The sequence below is a fragment of the Prolixibacter bellariivorans ATCC BAA-1284 genome (assembly GCF_000621705.1).
GTDB lineage: Bacteria > Bacteroidota > Bacteroidia > Bacteroidales > Prolixibacteraceae > Prolixibacter > Prolixibacter bellariivorans.
Map to the genome: position 1 here is coordinate 244,426 of NZ_JHXO01000006.1, position 18,835 is coordinate 263,260.

The following is an 18,835-nucleotide window of genomic DNA, read 5'->3' on the forward strand; positions in this document are numbered from 1 at the left end:
AAAGGTTACTTTTGTTAATGAAAACAAAAGGATGACTGAAAAATCAAACTATCGTTACCTATTCATCATCAATCCGGTAGCTGGCATCGGCGGGAAAAAGTATTTTCCCGAAATGATAATGCGCGTGTTTGGTGAAATGGATGTTATTGTTGAAACCTGTTTTACAACCGGTCGGGGCGATGCGTCACGTCTGGTAAGGGAAAATTGGGAGCGGTTTGATGTTTTCGTGGCAGTTGGCGGTGACGGAACGGTAAACGAAGTGATTTCGGCTGTAGCCGGCACAGAAAAGCTGTTCGCTCTGATACCTGCCGGTTCAGGCAATGCGCTGGGACGTGAGTTGGGACTCTCAATGTGGCCTGCGCGTGCTTTAAAAGAGATGGTTGCCAGTCATCTGAGAATCATCGATACGGGAAAAGTTAATGGTCGCCGATTTGTGAACGTTTGCGGTGTGGGATTCGATGCGCATATAGCCGGACGTTTTGCCAAAAGTAAATTACGCGGGCCGCTTCCGTATGTGGCCCATGTGCTCCGTGACTTTATGGCATACCAACCACATTGGTACCGGATAACCATCGATGAAAAGACGTTCAGAAGAAAAGCTTTCGTGGTAACGGTGGCCAATACATCCCAATTTGGAAATAATGCCTACATCGCTCCGCGGGCCAAAATCGACGACGCTTTATTGGATATCTGCATCCTGAAGCCATTCCCGGTAGGTGTGGCACCAGATTTGGCACTACGTCTATTTAATGGCCAGCTCGATCGTTCGAAGTATTGCGAATATCATCAGGGAAAAGAAATTCTGATTGAAGGCGAAACTTTGGGCTACCAGGTAGACGGCGAACCGATAATCAATAACCAGCCTCTTCAACTTTCGGTGGATGGAAAGTCATTGAATATCCTTGTCCCCGGAAGCATCAGAAAGGTTGCTGGCCTTTCTTTCGCTGGATAAACTGATGAAGTTTTAAAGTGTTGATAAATAGCTATTCTTCTTTTGCTTCTCCCGGGTAACCGATGGTTTGTCCCAACAGAATTTTCTGATGCGGCCTTAATTTCATTTTTTTACCCAATGATTCTTTGTCGATAGAAGCACGCACAACACAGCCCAATCCGCTGGAAGCACAGAAGAGATAAACATTCTGGGCGATAAAACCACAATTGGCATATGTATCCGAAGGTGCATCCTTGAAATCGTCGAGCATCAACCTATCGAGATCAGCGACGTAAATAAGATTCAGCGGAGCAGTTGCTACATAGGGCTGCATACCACACAATGCTCTGATGTCACCGGTCAGGACGGTCTTCAGTCGATTGGTCATAGCATTGTACAGGTAAAGCCCTTTGGGTGTGGCGACGTAGATGTCAATTTCCTGCCTGTTCATGGCGGAGGGGGCGGTACGTTTCCCGTTTTTGCGGTTGACTCCCCATGCAGCCCACAGCAGGTCAGATAACATTTGTGGAGCGATCTCATTGGCAGTGAATTCGCGGGTTGAATGCCGGTTGGCAAGCGCTTCCATCAAAGGCATACCTCCGGTCTTGTCCGGTTCGGGAAGCTGAATATCCTGGCTGAATACACAAGGCATTCCGGCCAATAGGATGAGAATGGTGAAAAGCAATCGTTTCATCCGTGTATAGTATAATTTTTTAATGGCCGGATGGAACTCGCACTTGAAATATTCATCTGTGTTTGTGTCTATGGAACATGCTCGTTTCATAAGTCAATTGATTATATGGTTTGTTACGAACTTCTAATCAATTGAATTTAAGGAAAAAATCAATTGCCTCCGTACATACGAACGTCTTCGTCTGTGATAACTTTATCACAAAGAATGATTAATCGTTCGATGACATTCCGGAATTCCCGGATGTTGCCGGTCCACTTTTTGTTTTTCAATTCCTCGATGGCTTCTTCGGTAATCGTTTTTGGTTGCTGGCCATATTCAGCACAAATTTGGCCGTTGAAATGCTCAGCTAATATCGGAATGTCTTCTTTTCGCTCTTCGAGCGCAGGGACGTGAATGAGTATTACGCTGATTCGGTGATACAAATCTTCCCGGAAATTTCCTTTTTCAATTTCTTCCTGAAGGTTTTTATTGGTAGCTGCGACTACCCGTACATCTACTTTTATCTGCTTGTCTCCGCCTACGCGGGAAACAATGTTTTCCTGTAAAGCACGTAAAACTTTGGCTTGCGCCGAAAGGCTCATGTCACCAATTTCGTCAAGGAAAAGTGTTCCGCCGTTGGCTTGTTCGAATTTTCCTATTCGTTGTTTGTTGGCTGAGGTAAACGCACCCTTTTCGTGGCCGAACAGTTCACTTTCGATTAGCTCCGAAGGAATGGCGGCACAATTCACTTCCACAAACGGGCCCTGGGCTCTGGCGGAATTCTCGTGCAATCGGCGTGCAACCAACTCTTTTCCGGTTCCGTTACTTCCCGTTATCAAAACACGTGCTTCGGTGGGAGCAACCCGGTCTGTCATGTCAACCACGCGTGAAATGGCTTCCGACTCGCCAACAATTTGGTACTGCTTATCGACCTTTTGTTTCAAGACTTTGGTTTCCTGAACAAGATTGGTTTTATCGCTGGCATTGCGGATGGTAATTAGTAACCGATTGAGGTCGAGTGGCTTTTCGATGAAATCGTAAGCGCCTTTTTTGATGGAATCAACGGCAGTATCGATATTGCCGTGTCCTGAAATCATGATCACCGTAGCATCTGCCCGCATCTCCATGATGCGTTGTAGCACTTCAATACCGTCCATCTCCGGCATTTTAATATCGCAGAAAATAGTATCGTACTCGTTGGCTTTCACCAGCTCGATACCTTCCGGGCCATTTTCGGCCAAATCAACAGTATATCCTTCAAAGCCAAGGATATCTTTCATGGTGTTACGGATGCTTCGTTCGTCGTCAATGACCAGAATTTTAGACATAATATTTTCAGGATTCAGATTTTGTTGGACATAATTTCATGCATGGCACCTTCCTTTAAGGAGAAATGCGACTGGTACATCCGACTGATGTCCAGTTTGCGCAGCACAAAGTTAACGAATACCGAGGCAACCACAATCATTTCGACACGCATAGGGTCCATTCCTCTCATTTTTTGTCGTTCGTCGAGGGTTGAGACTTTTAGCGTTTCATGAATTTTTTGAAAAGCACCAACCGGTAAAAGAGAAGCGGTGCGGTAATTACTTTCCGGCTCGACTTCCTCGTATAAATCGGTAAATGTATCGAACGCACCGGAACAACCAACCAGGATATCGGGGCGATGATTTTCGCATGCATGCCACAACATGGCCAATTCATCTTCGAACCATCGCTCCATTTTTGCAATTTCTTCGGGGTGTAACGGATCGGAAGGGGTGAAAATTTCCAGTACCCGGGCTATCCCAATGTTGAAGCTTTGTTTCCACAAGATGTTATTTCCATGCGAAAGAATAAATTCGTTGCTCCCGCCACCGATATCAAGGATTAAGACTGTTTCTCTGTCAACCGAAAGGGAAAGGTTCACGCCTTTGAAAATAAGTTCAGCCTCGCGGTCACCGTCAATGATTTCGACTTCCCAGCCCAGTTTTGTCCAAACAGCCTCAAGGAAAGTATCGCGGTTCTCGGCACCCCGGAGTGCTGATGTGGCAAAGATCTTTACGTCTTTAACCCGATGTTCGTTGATGGTGAGAGCATGTTTGTGTAACGCATTTAACCCCCGTTCGATGGCATCGGAAGTCAGCAGTTCTTTATGGATACCACCCAGGCCGAGTTTCACGACTTCCTTGCCTTCGTATAATGTGACAAATTCACCATCGGCGAGTGACTCTGCTATTAAAAGATTGCAGGTATTGGTTCCCAGATCGATAATGGCTTTTCTGCTCATTGCGGGCTGTTTTATGCTTAGCTGTTTATTATTGACATTTATCTGCCGGTTTGTCCGGTTACGGTACGGAAAGATATACGAAAATTAGCAATGTTGTTACCGAAAAGCAAGGAGAATCAAGGTGTGTAGTTGATATGCATGACTACCAAATAAAAAGAGGACAGCTTGTTGCCATCCTCTTTTTCGATGTAAAATATTCTGAATTAAAATAATCCGTCAACAGACAAGTAACGTTCACCGGTGTCGTAAGAGAATGTCAGAATACGGCTACCTTTCGGAAGTTCCTGGATTTTCTTGTTGATAGCGGCCAGTGATGCGCCGGAAGAAATTCCGACCAGAAGGCCTTCTTCAGCCGCAGCTTTCTGCGCAAACTCAAATGCCTCGTCTTTGGATACCTGGATGGTTCCATCGAGTGTTTCCGTTTTCAGGTTTTCCGGAATGAAACCGGCACCAATTCCCTGAATAGGGTGCGGTCCCGGGGCTCCGCCCGAAATAACCGGTGAAGTTTCCGGTTCAACCGCAAAGGTTTGCATATCGGGGAAACGTTTTTTCAGCTCTGCCGAAACACCGGAAATGTGTCCGCCGGTTCCTACGCCGGTAATCAGGTAATCGATTCCTTCCGGGAAGTCGGATAAAATTTCTTTGGCTGTGAACTCGACATGTGCCTGTATGTTGGCCGGATTATCGAACTGGGATGGGATGAACGAACCGGGATTTTGTTCTGCCAGCTCTTTTGCGCGGTTGATGGCACCTTTCATTCCCTGTTCTTTCGGGGTCAGGTCGAGTTGGGCACCGTACGCTTTTAAAATGCGGCGGCGTTCGACAGACATGGACTCGGGCATCACCAAAATAAGCTTGTACTTTTTTACAGCAGCTACTAAAGCCAGTCCAATACCGGTGTTTCCGGAAGTCGGTTCGATAATGATGCTATCGGGATTCAGCAATCCTCTTTCTTCGGCATCGTTAATCATCTGTAGCGCAATCCGGTCCTTAATACTTCCTCCCGGATTGGTTTTCTCCACTTTGACGTATACTTCGTAATCGTCGGGATAAAGGTTGTTAATACGCACATGCGGCGTATTACCAATGGTTTCGAGAATAGTTTTAACTTTCATAATTCGTGTGAAATTGGTTATGATGTAACAGTATAATTGAACAAAAAAAAGCCTTCCCGGTTCGGGAAGGCTTTGTCTATGGAACTAAAAAATCAGAATCAGCTTGTGCATAGAATATCCTCCCTGATAGCGGTATAACAGGTACAACAATTGCACATATGGCATTTTTGAATATTCATGCTAATACAAATATACGATATTTCGGATAAAGTTATCCGAATAGGTCGGGTCAATTTTATATTAATTAATAGATATTCGCTTTTAACTTCTGTACGTTAGCCATTTGCCCAACTCTTTCCAGGTAGGTTTCTTGCCATACATCAGAATACCCGTACGGTAAATCTTTCCGGCTACCCAAACGGTTCCGATGAACGTAGCAACCAGCAATACCATTGATAGAATCAGTTCCCAGGCAGGAACACCAAATGGTATTCGTACCATCATAACCACCGGCGAAGTAAATGGTATCAGGCTAAACCAGAATGCAATTGGTCCTTCCGGATTCGTAATGGCATTCATCATAACAATGATAGCGATGATGAGCGGTATGGTCACCGGAAGGGTAAATTGTTGCGCATCTTCTTCGGAATCGATTGCCGAACCCACGGCACCGAACAACGAGCTGTACAAAAGATAGCCGCCGATAAAGAAGAAGAAGAAACAACCGATGATTAACGGGAAATTAATGCTGCTCATCATGGAAAAGATTTCCTGCATCTGACTGCTTTGAGCAACGTTTTCCATCTGGCCACTCATTTGGCTTTGCGCCATGAGATTTTGCGCCTGCTCGGGTGACATATCAGGAATGAAGCCTTTGGCTGCTTGGAAGATCCCGATAAACAGCACCACCCAAATGGCAAACTGCGTGAGCCCGACCAGTGCAATACCGACAATTTTACCCATCATCAACTCGAAGGGTTTTACGCTGGAGATAATCACTTCTACGATTCGGTTCTGCTTCTCTTCCATCACGCCACGCATGACCATGGTACCGTAGATGAAAATGAAAATGTAAATCATGAACCCGAAAATATACCCGAGCACCATCGCAATTTCGGTGGAACTCTTGTGCTCTTCACCTTTGTCGCCTATGCGAATGGTATTCACGTGGATATTGGTCCTCGCGGCTTCCAGTTTTTGCTCCAGATCGGGTACTGCTGCTTCTTTCAATAAGGCCGAGCGTTTATCTTTTTCCAGAATGCTGGAAAGATTGTGGTCAATATTGTTTTTTAAATCGAAGGGAACATTCTTCTCCGAAAGGAGCTCGACATTGTTAGTGGTGACTACACTCGGCGGAATAGCCAAAATGGCGTAATACTTCGAATCTTTCAGATTATCGCGCAGTTTGTCGTACTCTTCCTTCGGAATAAAATGAAATTTTGTGTATTCAGTACTCTCGAGTCTTCCAAGAAATATGCCGGAGCCATCATATACGGCAACTGTACGTTCTTCGGTATCATTCATGGTTGCCAGGTAGGTAGGCAGAATGGTTACGGCGGCAAAAAGTACCGGCATAAGCAGGGTTAGAATAATGAACGACTTCTTTTTAACCCGTGTGTTGTATTCTCTTTTTATAATAATACCAACTTTTTTCATAGTCAATGTTTTTCTGTGATTGGAATTTGTGGAACTGTTAACAGACACCTGGATTAATTTGGCTTATTCTCGGTGACGACTTTAATGAAGACATCATTCATGCTGGGAATAATTTCGTTGAACGAAAGAATTTCAACATGTTCGAGTAAGCCACGGAGCAATTCATTGGGTGTACTGCCATTGACGAATTGCACGGCGAGTTTGTGTGCTGTTTCCGAAGGTTCGTTGCGCAGAATTTGATAAGCGTTACCCAGATTCCTGGTCAGGCTTTCGTAATCGCCCCGGTATTCCACTTCGAAAATATTTGACTTGTATTGCTGGCGTATTTCCTGGGTTGGGCCGTCCAGTATTTTCTTCGATTTATCGATTAACGCGATGTGGTCGCACAGCTCTTCAACCGAAGCCATGTTGTGCGTAGAGAAAATAATGGTCGCGCCTTTGTCTCGCAGCTTCAGGATTTCATTCTTCAGCAAATCGGCATTGATGGGGTCGAAACCACTGAATGGCTCATCGAAAATGAGCAACTCGGGTTGATGAAGAACTGTGCAAATGAACTGCACTTTTTGCTGCATCCCTTTCGAGAGCTCCATCACTTTTTTGTCCCACCAGGGAGTAATATCGAATTTTTCGAACCAGTATTTTAGTTGCTTCATGGCATCGCGGCGACTCATGCCTTTCAGTTGGGCCAGGTAAAGCGCCTGTTCGCCCACTTTCATTTTTTTATACAGGCCGCGTTCTTCTGGCAGGTAACCAATCCGGAAAACGTCTTCCGCTTTGAGCGGGCGTCCTTTGAACTCCAGTTTGCCACTGTCGGGTGCGGTAATCTGGTTGATAATGCGTATCAGTGTCGTTTTTCCGGCTCCGTTAGGTCCCAGCAATCCGAAGATGCTTCCTTCGGCTACAGAAATATTGACCTCAGACAGAGCCCGGAATTTGTTGTAGTTTTTTACAACATCATGCGCTGAAAATAATTCCATGGTTTTAAGGTTAATAAGATGAACTGTCAATTGATTTGGCCGGCTGAATTTCAGGTTCGGCTATGATTTCGTTTTGATTATACTCAGTTAAAGGTAAATGAATTCTTTTAAAGAGAAGTGAAAACTTCGCCCATTGGTATCGCTTCGCGGCAAGCCAAATAAAAACCGCCGAAATGGCTACAAGTGCCAGAATATCGAACGAAGGGCTGTATTTGGTAATCGAGAAAAGGGCTTTGGTTGGAATGGCGCTGGCTTCCTGCGTGACGAATAGTGTTCCGAAAATATTGTTGATGGTGTGAGCGCCCCACGCCAGTTCTAGCCCGTTGTCCATGATGGTGCAGATGCCAAAGAACAAACCAAACCAAAGATATTGCGGCATCACCATCCAGGCTCCGTATTCTTTGACTTCCGGATTAGCAAAATGAAGACTTCCGAAAATCAGGGTAGTCACAATCAGCGGGACCCAGCGGGTGAGGGTTAACCGGGCAAATCCCTGCATCAGGTAGCCGCGGAAAAGCACTTCCTCGAAGCCTGTTTGCAAGGGAATAATGACGATGGCAACCAGGATGAGTCCGATAAATCCATTCGGATTGAAATTCCATTGGAACGTTTCGATTCCCGTTAGGTGAGCTACCAGCGAATAGGCCGAAAGCAAAGCGAACCACACCAGTGCGGCCCAACCGAAGCGGTTCCAGCGAAAGCGGCTGGCGCCGGTCAGGAGTGTTTGGAACGGACGCTGATGTACCGGTTTCATGAAAATAACGAAAGCCACAAAACCCAGAACAAAAGGCATCATGGCCAGCAGAATACCGAAGCTTCCGGAGATACCCAGTCCGGTTAAATCCATCGGGTTATCGGCAGAGTAGTGCAAGTGGACACCACGCATCGCCTGAATCGCCATAACCGCGATAAACGGGATAGAACCCAGTACTTCTGCAAAGATAAAGAGCAGCAGAAACATGAGTAACCAGTAGCGGAACCTGGTTCTCCCCTGGAAAGCGTAATTAAAAAAGTCCACAGTTCATTAAGTTTAGTGAATGCAATTCCATTTACATTGGTTCATTCACTTCCCAAATAGTTACAGATCTTTCGTGGATTTTTACTGAAAAAATGAATTTATTTCCCGATTTTGGTACAACGTGAAGTTATTTTTTCTGTTTTCCCCACGTAAATTGTCTATTTGAAATTTCCGGAGTTACCGGTGAGCCATTGAGCATATATGGAACGCCCAGGTTGGCCGGCTCGGGCGGAATAAAGCTGGTTTTTCTGCCAGTGAGCATCAGTTTTCCCGGCGTAATTTTCACGATGCCATATAGTGGATCTTTGTAGGGAAGCGTGAACTTCGCCAGTGGGAAATTATGGTCGACAGCTGCCGGGTAATGTTTGCTACTCTGATAGTCTTCGCCTGCCCAACGGTACGACATACTATTGATGCGAATGTAGTGGATGCCGTTGATGGTTTTTTCAACATCAGTGCCGTCGTGCCCGCTGAAAGCCGCCACCACTTTAGTGTAACCCGCCTCTTTATTGGCTTCGTCCAGAATTTTCCGGACATCAGCGCCATTGGCGCAGCCGTTGGGATCTTCCAGACTTTGGTGCGAGAAAATGATGGTGGTGAGATTCGAGCGTTTCAACTCCTTTTTCAGCCAATCCAACTCTTTCGGACTAACGTAATTCACCCCTTTTTTTACTTCGTCGTAAAAGTTCCCGTGGTTATAATCGATGTATTCATTCCGGAAAAAAAGGTAGTTGGTGTCAAGCACAATGAAATGGATATTGCCTTTTTCGAACGCGTAATAGTTCGATGGCATATCGGTAAAGCGGACAAAATCGTTTTTGGTTGCTTCATCCAGGTCGTGCTCTCCGAGAACCTGGTATGTATCGCCATCAAAACTGTTCCAGATATTGATAAATTCCTTGTACTCGGGCTTGGGCGGGCAGAACGCGCCCAGTGAAATGATAAAGTCGACGTGATTTTTTTCCGCGGCTTTGACAAAATCCTTTAGCCGTGTCGCAGCATCCGGTATGACATCGGCATTTACTCCCGAGCAAACGGCAAATGAAACATTCTCCGGGCGGCGCCCCGAGCTGCATGACTGCATGGATGAAACGATGGTCAGTAAACCCACCATCAGGGCAGAGGTTCTGAGGAAATTACGTTTTTTGAGTGCCATAACCTGTACTTTTTGTCAAAAAAATATTCGGGAGCAGCAATTTTAAAACCGCTCCTTTGTTAGGTAATAGCCGGAAAAGTCAGGTGTTCAAATATAACAAACTACTGAAGATTTTTCTTCAGGAATAAAATAGCATCCTCCTTCATTTGGTCGGTTACCTTATGACCAACACCTTCGTAGGTTTTAAATGTTGCATTGGTACTGTCCGCTTGGTAGAGTTTTTCCGATTCGGCCCAGCGTTGTTGCATGTCTTTCCCGAAAAGGGAATAAATCAGCTCCTGGTCGGCCTTGTCGTAACCATCGTCATAAGGTACTGCATCATTGGTATCATCGCTGCCGATAAAGAATAACATCGGAATTTTTTGGAAAGCCTCCAGATCGAATGGTTTACCGGTGAGCTCCTTGAAATCGGCCGTACCTACCGGGTAGCGCAATGCTTTTCCTTTCCATTCGCCTTGCGGTGCAATAGGCCAGCCACCGGGTGAACCTACTACGGCAGCTTTCACCATCGCTGGGTGCAGCGCGGTGAACCGGTTGGCAAACATACCGGCAGCCGAGAAACCCAGGACGGCAATCTTCGGATCGGTTTTAATGTTCCAACGCTTTTTCAGAATGTCTTTAATTTCATTAATGGCTTCGATAGTCTGCAAATCCAAGCGCGACAGAGCCTGGTGCTCGGTGGTCATCACATCGCGGTCGAGGGCATGTGTATAGATTCTCCACTGCTCGTATTCCAACGGGCGCGGAAAAATAGAAGTTACATAAATAACCGGAAGTTGTTCGGTCAGCTCCGGTGCTTCGCGGCGGGCCCGCTTAATGGCTTGCTTGGCCTGCCACTCGAAATTATCGCTGGCTTTTCCTGAGTTATTCGGGACAAATAAAATAGTGGGCGTTTCGTTCTTAATACGTTCTTCAGACGGAGTATAAACCAGAAATGGCCAATCCCTTACGTTGGTTGTATCGGCTTCCAGTTTCGTTAGCTGGCCGTATGGTTTGTCAATAGTCTGCAACGATGGAATGTGTTTCAGCTTATGCGACTTTTTATGGCTACATGCCGAAAAGAGAATCAACACAGCGAGTAAGGAATACCAAATCTTCATAAATACAAGTTTTTGCGGTTCAGTGCCTGGACCCGATACAGTTAATTGTTTGTCCGACGGTTAAGTTCGCTTGCAAGTTTAGGAAAATTAACCCGGATGTTCAATATTCTGACCAGACATATTATCGATTGTTTTACATATTTATATCCGAAATGTCAGTTACTCAATTGAACGATTATTATAAAGCGACAGGGTTAAGTTACGTTTTCCTACCGGGAAAAATGCCGTATAAATTATAGAGGACTCCTTATGAGGGAATTCATGGGACAACTCCCAAACACTCACTTCTCGTCAGCGAAGGCTTGGGACAACTCCCAACGCCCGACTTTTCGGTTGGAGAAGCTTTGGGACTACTCCCAAACCACCACTTTTTTGTCAGGGAAGCTTTGGGACTACTCCCAAAGGCTCACTTTTCCGTTGGGGACGTTTTGGGACAACTCCCAAGCCACCACTTTTCACCAGCGAAGCTTTGGGACTACTCCCATGAAACAGACTTTCCTCAGGCAGGTGTTTGCATGCCTTCAGGGCCCTGTTAAATAATGTTTCCCGATGATTTCCGATCGGCTATTTGAGTATATTTGGCCACCCGCAGTGAGTCGAGCAGTGTCGGGGGAGAGAAATAAACAGACAGGTTCTTTCAGTACACAGATGGAGCAAGTTTTTGACAAAAAATCAAGGTCCTTCCTTTTCGCAGGACTATTGATGATGATGCTTTTCGTTCACGGTAACGCGAAGGCAGCAGCGCTGAGTAAAATCAGCAATTACAAAGCCTGGTACGGGGCAGGCGATTACCTGCAAAAACAAGTAATCATTATCCGGAAGTATGATCAGTCGGGGCAACCGTTTTACATCGGTGTTGACCCCAACAGCCTCGAAACGATGATCGTTCCGGGCCGGCATATCCTTGTCAGGCCGCTTAGCTGGCCGCAGATACGGGTTAACTACAAAAACACGCCCTACATCAGGGCCATCCAATCTGCCGAAAAGCAATCCTTTGCCTTACAGGATGCCGGTATTATTCACGGTTTCCCGGAAGAAAAGGGCATCACATTAACCGTCGATTTGTGTCCGTCGCACCGCCCGCTCGACCGGGTGATTTTTACTTCGCTGATTTCGGAATTCGCCAAAACCGAGAAACCCGTTCCGGTGGCCCTGTCGGTAACCGGCCGGTTTATGCTGACGCACCCGGCGGACATTGCCTGGCTGAAAGAGCTGAATGCAGAGGGCGATATTGCTGTCACCTGGATTAACCATACCTACAACCATCACTACAATCCGCACGTGCCGCTCACCCGGAACTTTTTGCTGGAGCCCAACACCAACCTCAATTTAGAGATACTGCAAACCGAAATCGCCATGCTGCAGAAGGGGTTGCTCTTTTCCGTGTTTTTCCGGTTTCCCGGATTAGTGTCCGAGCACCGGGTGGTGGACCATGTTCTTGGCTACGGCCTGATTCCCATTGGCAGCGATGCCTGGTTAGCCAAGGGGCAACCCGCCGCCGCCGGAAGCATTGTGCTGATTCACGGCAACGGCAACGAACCAGTAGGGGTGAAGGACTTTCTGAAACTTCTGCAAACCGACCGCAGCGCCGTGATGAAAAAGCAATGGCTGCTATATGATCTTCGCGAGACCGTGAGAGACGAATTCCACGAGTAAATTTTTCCAGCGACGCTGTTAACAAATGCGCAAAGCCCGACTTTTTGCCAGGGGGGCCGTTAGTAAATGCTAAAAGCCTCACTTTCCTGCAGCGAAGTAATTAGTAAATGCTAAAAGCTTCCCTTTTTTGCCAGGGGAGCCATTAGTAAATGCTAAAGGCCTTCAGGTTTCACCGTCCATGTCATTCACAACCGCGAAAACGTTCACTCGCCGCCGCCTGGGAATTTCACAAACCTCCAATGGGTGAAATTTAGGTTATGGTGAAAAATTACTAATTTGAATGGCATGAAAATGAATAGACGTCAGGGCTGCGCTCCTCATCTACCACTAAATCAAACTTGCTACGAAGATTTCAGGGCTAGGCCTCTTGGATGATAAGCAGAAGCCTAATAACCAACAAGGCTGCCCCAATTGTGCCATGCACGTTTGAGACAGCCTTTGTTTAATTTATGGAGTTGTGCTTTACTTGTATTCGTTCCACGATTTGATGACAATATCCTCCTCCGTCATTTTCGTAAAAGCATAAATGAAGGCACTGGCCACCCGCGCATTGGTGATAAGCGGAATATTGAAATCGACAGCGTTTCTCCGGATTTGGTAACCATTCGACAGCTCGCGTTTGGTGTGGTTTTTCGGGATGTTAATCACCATTTCCACTTTCTTGTCGCGAATCAGCTCCAGCGTGTTCGGGCTCTGGTCCTCCTCATCGGGCCAGTAGGCCAGTTCCGTTTGGATACCGTTGTCAAGGAAGAATTTGTGTGTTCCACCGGTTGAATAAATGGTAAAACCACGTTCCTTCAGCATACGGGCGCTATTCAGCAGCTCCACTTTTCCGCGGGTTGGTCCCGACGAAATCAGGATGCTCTTTTTCGGAACGCGGTAACCCACCGAAAGCATCGATTTCAGCAGCGCTTCGTAGAAGTTCTCTCCGATACAGCCTACTTCACCGGTTGAGGACATGTCCACGCCCAGCACCGGGTCTGCATTCAGCAACCGGTGGAACGAGAACTGCGGCGCTTTCACTCCCACGTAATCCAGCTCGAACAGCGATTTGTCAGGCTTCTCGAATGGAACATCGAGCATGGCCTGGGTCGCAATCTCAATCAGGTTTGTCTTCAGTACCTTCGAAACAAACGGGAAGGAGCGGGAGGCCCTCAGGTTACACTCAATTACTTTGATGTCGTTATCCTTGGCCAGGAATTGCATGTTGAACGGGCCGGTAATTTCCAGTGCTTCGGCAATCTGGCGCGAAATCTTCTTGATGCGGCGGATGGTCTCCACGTACAATTTCTGCGGCGGGAAGACGATGGTCGCATCGCCGGAGTGTACCCCGGCAAATTCCACGTGTTCCGAAATGGCATAAGCCACCATTTCTCCGTCTTTGGCCACGGCATCCATTTCAATCTCCTTGGCATTCTCAATGAATTCGGAAACTACCACAGGATGCTCTTTCGAAACGTGAGCAGCTAGTTCCAGGAAGTGTTGCAGTTGGTCCTTGTTTGACACCACGTTCATGGCCGCGCCCGACAGCACGTACGAAGGACGAATCAATACCGGGAAGCCAACTTCATCCACAAACTTGTAAATATCCTCAATGGTTGTCAGCTGATTCCAACGGGGTTGGTCAACGCCCAGACGGTCGAGCATGGCCGAGAATTTATTCCGGTCTTCGGCATTATCAATTTTCTCTGCCGTGGTTCCCAAAATCGGGACATCCTGTCGATGCAGACGCATGGCCAGGTTGTTCGGAATCTGACCACCCATAGAAAGAATGGTTCCTTTGGGCTGTTCCAGTTCCACGATGTCCATCACGCGCTCGAAGGTGAGCTCGTCAAAGTAGAGCCGGTCGCAGGTATCGTAATCGGTCGACACTGTTTCCGGGTTGTAATTGATCATGATGGCGCGGTACTTTTCCTTCCGGATGGTGTTGATGGCATTCACTGAACACCAGTCGAATTCCACTGACGAACCAATCCGGTATGCACCCGAACCGAGCACAATCACCGATTGATTATCATGCTGGAAGGTGATATCGTGCTCCGACCCGTTGTACGTCATGTACAGGTAATTGGTCTGAGCCGGGTATTCGCCCGCCAGGGTGTCAATCTGTTTCACGTAAGGAACGATGCCCAGTTTTTTCCGGTATTCGCGCACCTTCAGCAAGCCGCCGTTTATCTCCTCATCGGGGCTTTTCAAAACGAGGCGTGCGATCTGGAAGTCGGAATAACCTTGCTTTTTAGCCAGCAAGAGCATGTCATAGGGGATGTCTTCCAGCTTGTTGATTTTCTCCAGTTCGTTACGAAGGGTGTAAATATTGTTCAGCTTCTGCAGGAACCACTTGTCGATGCGGGTCATTTCCCAAACCTTATCTACGGAATGACCGTGATGGAATGCTTCCGCGATAGCGAAAATACGACGGTCGGTGGGTTGTTGCAGTTCGCTCTCCACATCGTCGATTTTCGCCTGCCCGCTGTTGGCTACAAAGCCGTGCATGCCCAGGCCAACCATTCGGATACCTTTCTGGATGGCTTCTTCGAAGGAACGGCCAATGGCCATAATCTCACCAACCGACTTCATGCTCGAACCGAGGTTCTTCGATACGCCGGAGAATTTGGTCAAGTCCCAGCGCGGAATCTTCACCACCACATAGTCGAGTGCCGGTTCAAAAGCGGCGGTGGTAACTTTGGTCACGGCGTTTTTTAGCTCGTGCAAGCCGTAGCCCAGTCCGAGCTTAGCAGCTACAAAAGCCAGCGGATAACCGGTTGCTTTGGACGCCAGCGCTGATGAGCGTGACAGACGGGCGTTCACTTCAATCACGCGGTAATCTTCCGAGTTCGGGTCTAGCGCAAACTGAACGTTACACTCGCCAACCACTCCGATTTTCCGAATGATTTTGATAGAGAGTTCGCGCAGCTTGTGGTATTCGGCGTTGGAAAGTGTTTGTGAAGGTGCCACCACAATCGACTCACCGGTGTGAATTCCCAGCGGGTCGAAGTTTTCCATGTTACACACAGTGATGCAGTTGTCGAAACGGTCGCGAACCACTTCGTACTCCACCTCTTTCCAGCCTTTTAGTGACTCTTCCACCAGGATTTGGGGAGAATAGGAGAAGGCGTTATCAGCCAGTTTGTTCAGTTCGTCCATGTTGGAACTGAAACCTGAGCCCATGCCTCCCAATGTATAGGCAGCCCGGATAATGAGGGGGAATCCCAGTTTTTCGGCGGCAGCCCGTGCTTCCTGAATGGTTGAGCAGGCAACGCTTCGCGGTGTTTTGACATTAATTTCGCCCAGAATGCCGGCAAAAATCTCCCGGTCTTCGGTATTAATAATGGATTGCACCGGCGTACCGACCACTTTGACGTTGTATTTTTCGAGGATGCCACCACGGAACAAATCGACACCGCAGTTGAGCGCCGTCTGTCCACCAAAGGCGAGCAGAATACCGTCGGGGTTTTCCTTTTTGATGACCTCTTCCACAAATTTCGCCGTTACCGGAAGGAAATACACCTTGTCGGCAATGTTCTCCGATGTTTGAATCGTGGCGATATTCGGATTGATCAGAACGGTCTCTACACCTTCCTCTTTTAGCGCTTTGAGTGCCTGCGAACCGGAATAGTCAAATTCGCCGGCTTCTCCAATTTTCAGTGCCCCCGAACCGAGGACAATTACTTTCTTGATATCTTTGTTGAGCATGATTTTCAGTCGTTTTGAATGATGAATGAACAAGTCAGAGTACCTGCTTCATTCGGCCGGTTCATTGCTTTTTGTACTTTTTGATGTTGTCAATAAAATCATCAAAGAGAAATTCCGTATCCACCGGACCGGAAGAGGCCTCGGGGTGGAACTGCGTAGAGAAGAAGGGTTTTGTTTTGTGACGAATCCCTTCATTGGTCTGATCATTCACGTTCACAAACATTGGTTCCCAGTCATCCGGCAAGGTATTGTCGTCGATGGCAAAACCGTGGTTCTGTGAAGTGATGTAACATTTATCGGTTCCGGTAAGCAAAACCGGCTGGTTGTGGCTTCGGTGACCGTATTTCAATTTATAGGTATCGGCTCCGGCAGCGCGTCCGAGCAGCTGATTACCCAGGCAGATACCCATAATGGGTTTTACTTCGTCTATCGCTTTGCCAACATTCTCGACAGTTTCCTGCACCATGGCGGGGTCGCCGGGTCCGTTGGAGAGGAATATGCCATCGCACTCTATCTGGTTAAAATCGTAATTCCATGGCACTTTAATAACGGTAGCGTTTCGTCGCAGTAAACAACGGATAATGTTATTTTTCACACCACAGTCGACCAAAACCACTTTGTGGTCGCCGTTTCCGTAAGTAACTACATCATTGGTACTCACGCGGGAAACCAGGTTTTCCTCGTTTGGGTCGTAAAAATCGATGGGATTGCCATCGAAAACAATCTTACCAAGCATCGAACCCTTTTCCCGGAGAATCTTGGTCAGGGCGCGGGTGTCGATATCAAACAGTCCCGGTACCTTATTTTCCTTCAGCCAGTTTCCCAGGCTTTTCATGGCGTTCCAGTGACTGTATTCAAATGAATAATCCGACACGATGAGTGCGCTCACATGGATTTTGTCCGACTCAAAATGCCTGAATATTCCATCTTCTTCCCGGTCGTTCGGAACACCGTAGTTTCCAATCATGGGGTAAGTTGATACCAGGATTTGCCCGGTGTAGGAAGGATCGGTGAGGCTCTCGGGGTAACCCGTCATGGCTGTGTAAAATACCACTTCTCCGGCCACCGACTTGTCGTATCCGAATGATTTTCCTTCGAATACAGTCCCGTCCTCAAGAATCAGTTTTGCTTTCTGCACGTTTTGCATTTCCGGTTGATTTTATTGCTGATTTTATATGATTTTCGAAACGTATGGACAAAAAAAATGCGTTTCCACTGCCTTGTACTCGGCAGTAAAAACGCATTTCTCAGCGTGTCTTTCTGATATTCTAAAGACATGTTGCACGGCACAAAAATAGGTTATTTCCTGCAATGAGTCCAAAATTTCAATGTAAAATAATTAATAATTATTCACCTCTCTTTTGAGAATGGGTCAAAATTATGAATAAATTTACATTTAAATGCATAAAAATTCGATTTTAATGCATAAAATTGCAACAAGAATAAATAAATATTCATAATGAAGAATCGGACACAACGCTTGTTGGCCATCAAAAAAATCATCTCCGAAGACCGGATCAGCAGCCAGGATGAGCTGCTGAATCTGTTGAATAAAGAGGGATACGAGGTGACACAGGCGACGCTTTCGCGTGATTTAAAATCGCTTCAGGTAATGAAAATCAGCGATTCACAACATGGATATATATACCGTTTGCGTGAAAATTTGGCGAATACAGATGAATCGATGCCGGATATTTCGCATGCCAATTTTTTGGCCGATGGTTTTTTAAAGGTGGAATTCTCAGGAAATCTGGGTGTTGTAAGAACACTGCCCGGGTATGCCAGCAGCATTGCATCGGTAATTGACAAAGCAAATTTATTTGAAATATTAGGAACGGTTGCAGGTGACGATACCATCCTGCTAATTATCAGAGAGGGAGTTGGCCGTAATGATGTCATCAGTGCGTTAATCATGACCATGCCCAAACTGGAAGGTAAAATTGATTAATAAGGAAAGACATGTTTCCGTTAAAGAAGAATAACAAAGACGAAAAAGCTGCCATCAAGGTCGTAGTTGCCGGAGACGAACACATCAGTTATGTGGATGAGGTGAACGACGCCATCGACCTGGCTTCGAAGGAGCGCGGTACAGGTATTGCGCGCCGTACACATGAATACATCGAATCGAAGATAAAAGAAGGTAAAGCCATTATTGCTCTCGACGGTGATAAGTTTGCCGGTTTTTGTTACATCGAAACCTTTGGCACCAATAAGTTTGTGGCCAACTCGGGGTTAATTGTACCGCGCGATTACCGTGGACACGGTTTGGCCCGGCGCATCAAGCAGCGTGCTTTCGAATTGTCGCGAGCCAAATTTCCCGAGGCCAAAATTTTCGGTTTGACCACAGGTCTGGCCGTGATGAAAATCAATTCCGATTTGGGGTACAAGCCGGTCACGTTTTCGGAGCTAACCGACGACGAGCAATTCTGGAAAGGCTGCCAGAGCTGTGTGAATTACGATATTCTGCAGCGAACCAGTCGCAGCAAGTGCCTTTGTACCGGAATGCTTTACGATCCGGCCTGGAAAAATGGCTATGAGAAAAAAGGGAAAACTCCTTTTCAGGTATTTCGTGAGTGGGTCGAAAAACGCAAGGCGGAAAAACAGGCACTGGCCGAAAACAAAAACGAAAAAAAATAGAGTAATCATCTTAT

General features: G+C 46.8%; 15 protein-coding genes. 4 read left to right on the top strand and 11 right to left on the bottom strand.

The features are described 5' to 3' along the window. The first annotated feature begins 31 nt into the window (after positions 1-31). On the top strand, positions 32-952 hold the full coding sequence (locus tag T426_RS22975) for a diacylglycerol/lipid kinase family protein (protein WP_025863373.1): 921 nt from the start codon (positions 32-34) through the stop codon (positions 950-952). Positions 953-983: 31 nt separating this feature from the next. Here T426_RS22975 and T426_RS0106570 read toward each other — a convergent pair whose 3' ends face one another. The 9 genes from T426_RS0106570 to T426_RS0106610 form a co-directional block, all read right to left on the bottom strand. After that, complete coding sequence (locus T426_RS0106570) at positions 984-1,715, bottom strand: SagB/ThcOx family dehydrogenase (protein ID WP_244957733.1); 732 nt, start codon at positions 1,713-1,715, stop codon at positions 984-986. Positions 1,716-1,774: 59 nt separating this feature from the next. After that, positions 1,775-2,932: a sigma-54-dependent transcriptional regulator gene (locus T426_RS0106575; protein ID WP_025863375.1), complete on the bottom strand. Its 1,158-nt coding sequence runs from the start codon at positions 2,930-2,932 to the stop codon at positions 1,775-1,777. A gap of 14 nt (positions 2,933-2,946) precedes the next feature. Continuing rightward, the gene (locus T426_RS0106580) at positions 2,947-3,873 is read right to left on the bottom strand and encodes a Ppx/GppA phosphatase family protein (RefSeq protein WP_027585435.1); all 927 of its coding nucleotides are present in this window, start codon (positions 3,871-3,873) and stop codon (positions 2,947-2,949) included. A gap of 203 nt (positions 3,874-4,076) precedes the next feature. Next, positions 4,077-4,988, bottom strand: coding sequence for a cysteine synthase A (gene cysK, locus T426_RS0106585; protein WP_025863376.1), 912 nt, complete (start codon positions 4,986-4,988; stop codon positions 4,077-4,079). Between the two features lie 261 nt (positions 4,989-5,249). Then, positions 5,250-6,584, bottom strand: a complete 1,335-nt coding sequence (locus T426_RS0106590) for an ABC transporter permease (RefSeq protein WP_025863377.1) — start codon at positions 6,582-6,584, stop codon at positions 5,250-5,252. A gap of 53 nt (positions 6,585-6,637) precedes the next feature. Further along, positions 6,638-7,561: an ABC transporter ATP-binding protein gene (locus T426_RS0106595; protein WP_025863378.1), complete on the bottom strand. Its 924-nt coding sequence runs from the start codon at positions 7,559-7,561 to the stop codon at positions 6,638-6,640. Between the two features lie 10 nt (positions 7,562-7,571). Beyond that, entirely contained in the window at positions 7,572-8,579 is a 1,008-nt protein-coding gene (locus tag T426_RS0106600; protein WP_027585436.1) for a CPBP family intramembrane glutamic endopeptidase, read from the bottom strand. Positions 8,580-8,706: 127 nt separating this feature from the next. Next, positions 8,707-9,735, bottom strand: coding sequence for a metallophosphoesterase family protein (locus T426_RS0106605; protein ID WP_025863380.1), 1,029 nt, complete (start codon positions 9,733-9,735; stop codon positions 8,707-8,709). A gap of 101 nt (positions 9,736-9,836) precedes the next feature. Further along, on the bottom strand, positions 9,837-10,835 hold the full coding sequence (locus T426_RS0106610; RefSeq protein WP_027585438.1) for an alpha/beta hydrolase family protein: 999 nt from the start codon (positions 10,833-10,835) through the stop codon (positions 9,837-9,839). A 648-nt stretch (positions 10,836-11,483) separates the two neighbouring features. On the opposite strand from T426_RS0106610, the gene T426_RS0106620 reads away from it, so the two are divergent. After that, positions 11,484-12,491: a polysaccharide deacetylase family protein gene (locus T426_RS0106620; protein WP_027585439.1), complete on the top strand. Its 1,008-nt coding sequence runs from the start codon at positions 11,484-11,486 to the stop codon at positions 12,489-12,491. Between the two features lie 462 nt (positions 12,492-12,953). Here T426_RS0106620 and carB read toward each other — a convergent pair whose 3' ends face one another. Both carB and carA read right to left on the bottom strand, forming a co-directional pair. After that, on the bottom strand, positions 12,954-16,184 hold the full coding sequence (gene carB, locus T426_RS0106625; protein ID WP_025863384.1) for a carbamoyl-phosphate synthase (glutamine-hydrolyzing) large subunit: 3,231 nt from the start codon (positions 16,182-16,184) through the stop codon (positions 12,954-12,956). 61 nt (positions 16,185-16,245) lie between these two features. After that, on the bottom strand, positions 16,246-17,331 hold the full coding sequence (carA, locus tag T426_RS0106630; RefSeq protein ID WP_027585440.1) for a glutamine-hydrolyzing carbamoyl-phosphate synthase small subunit: 1,086 nt from the start codon (positions 17,329-17,331) through the stop codon (positions 16,246-16,248). 312 nt (positions 17,332-17,643) lie between these two features. Between carA and argR the strand changes: the two genes are divergently transcribed. Then, the gene (gene argR, locus T426_RS0106635; protein ID WP_025863385.1) at positions 17,644-18,132 is read left to right on the top strand and encodes an arginine repressor; all 489 of its coding nucleotides are present in this window, start codon (positions 17,644-17,646) and stop codon (positions 18,130-18,132) included. A gap of 11 nt (positions 18,133-18,143) precedes the next feature. Further along, positions 18,144-18,821, top strand: a complete 678-nt coding sequence (locus T426_RS22980; protein ID WP_025863386.1) for a GNAT family N-acetyltransferase — start codon at positions 18,144-18,146, stop codon at positions 18,819-18,821. The last annotated feature ends 14 nt before the right edge of the window (positions 18,822-18,835 follow it).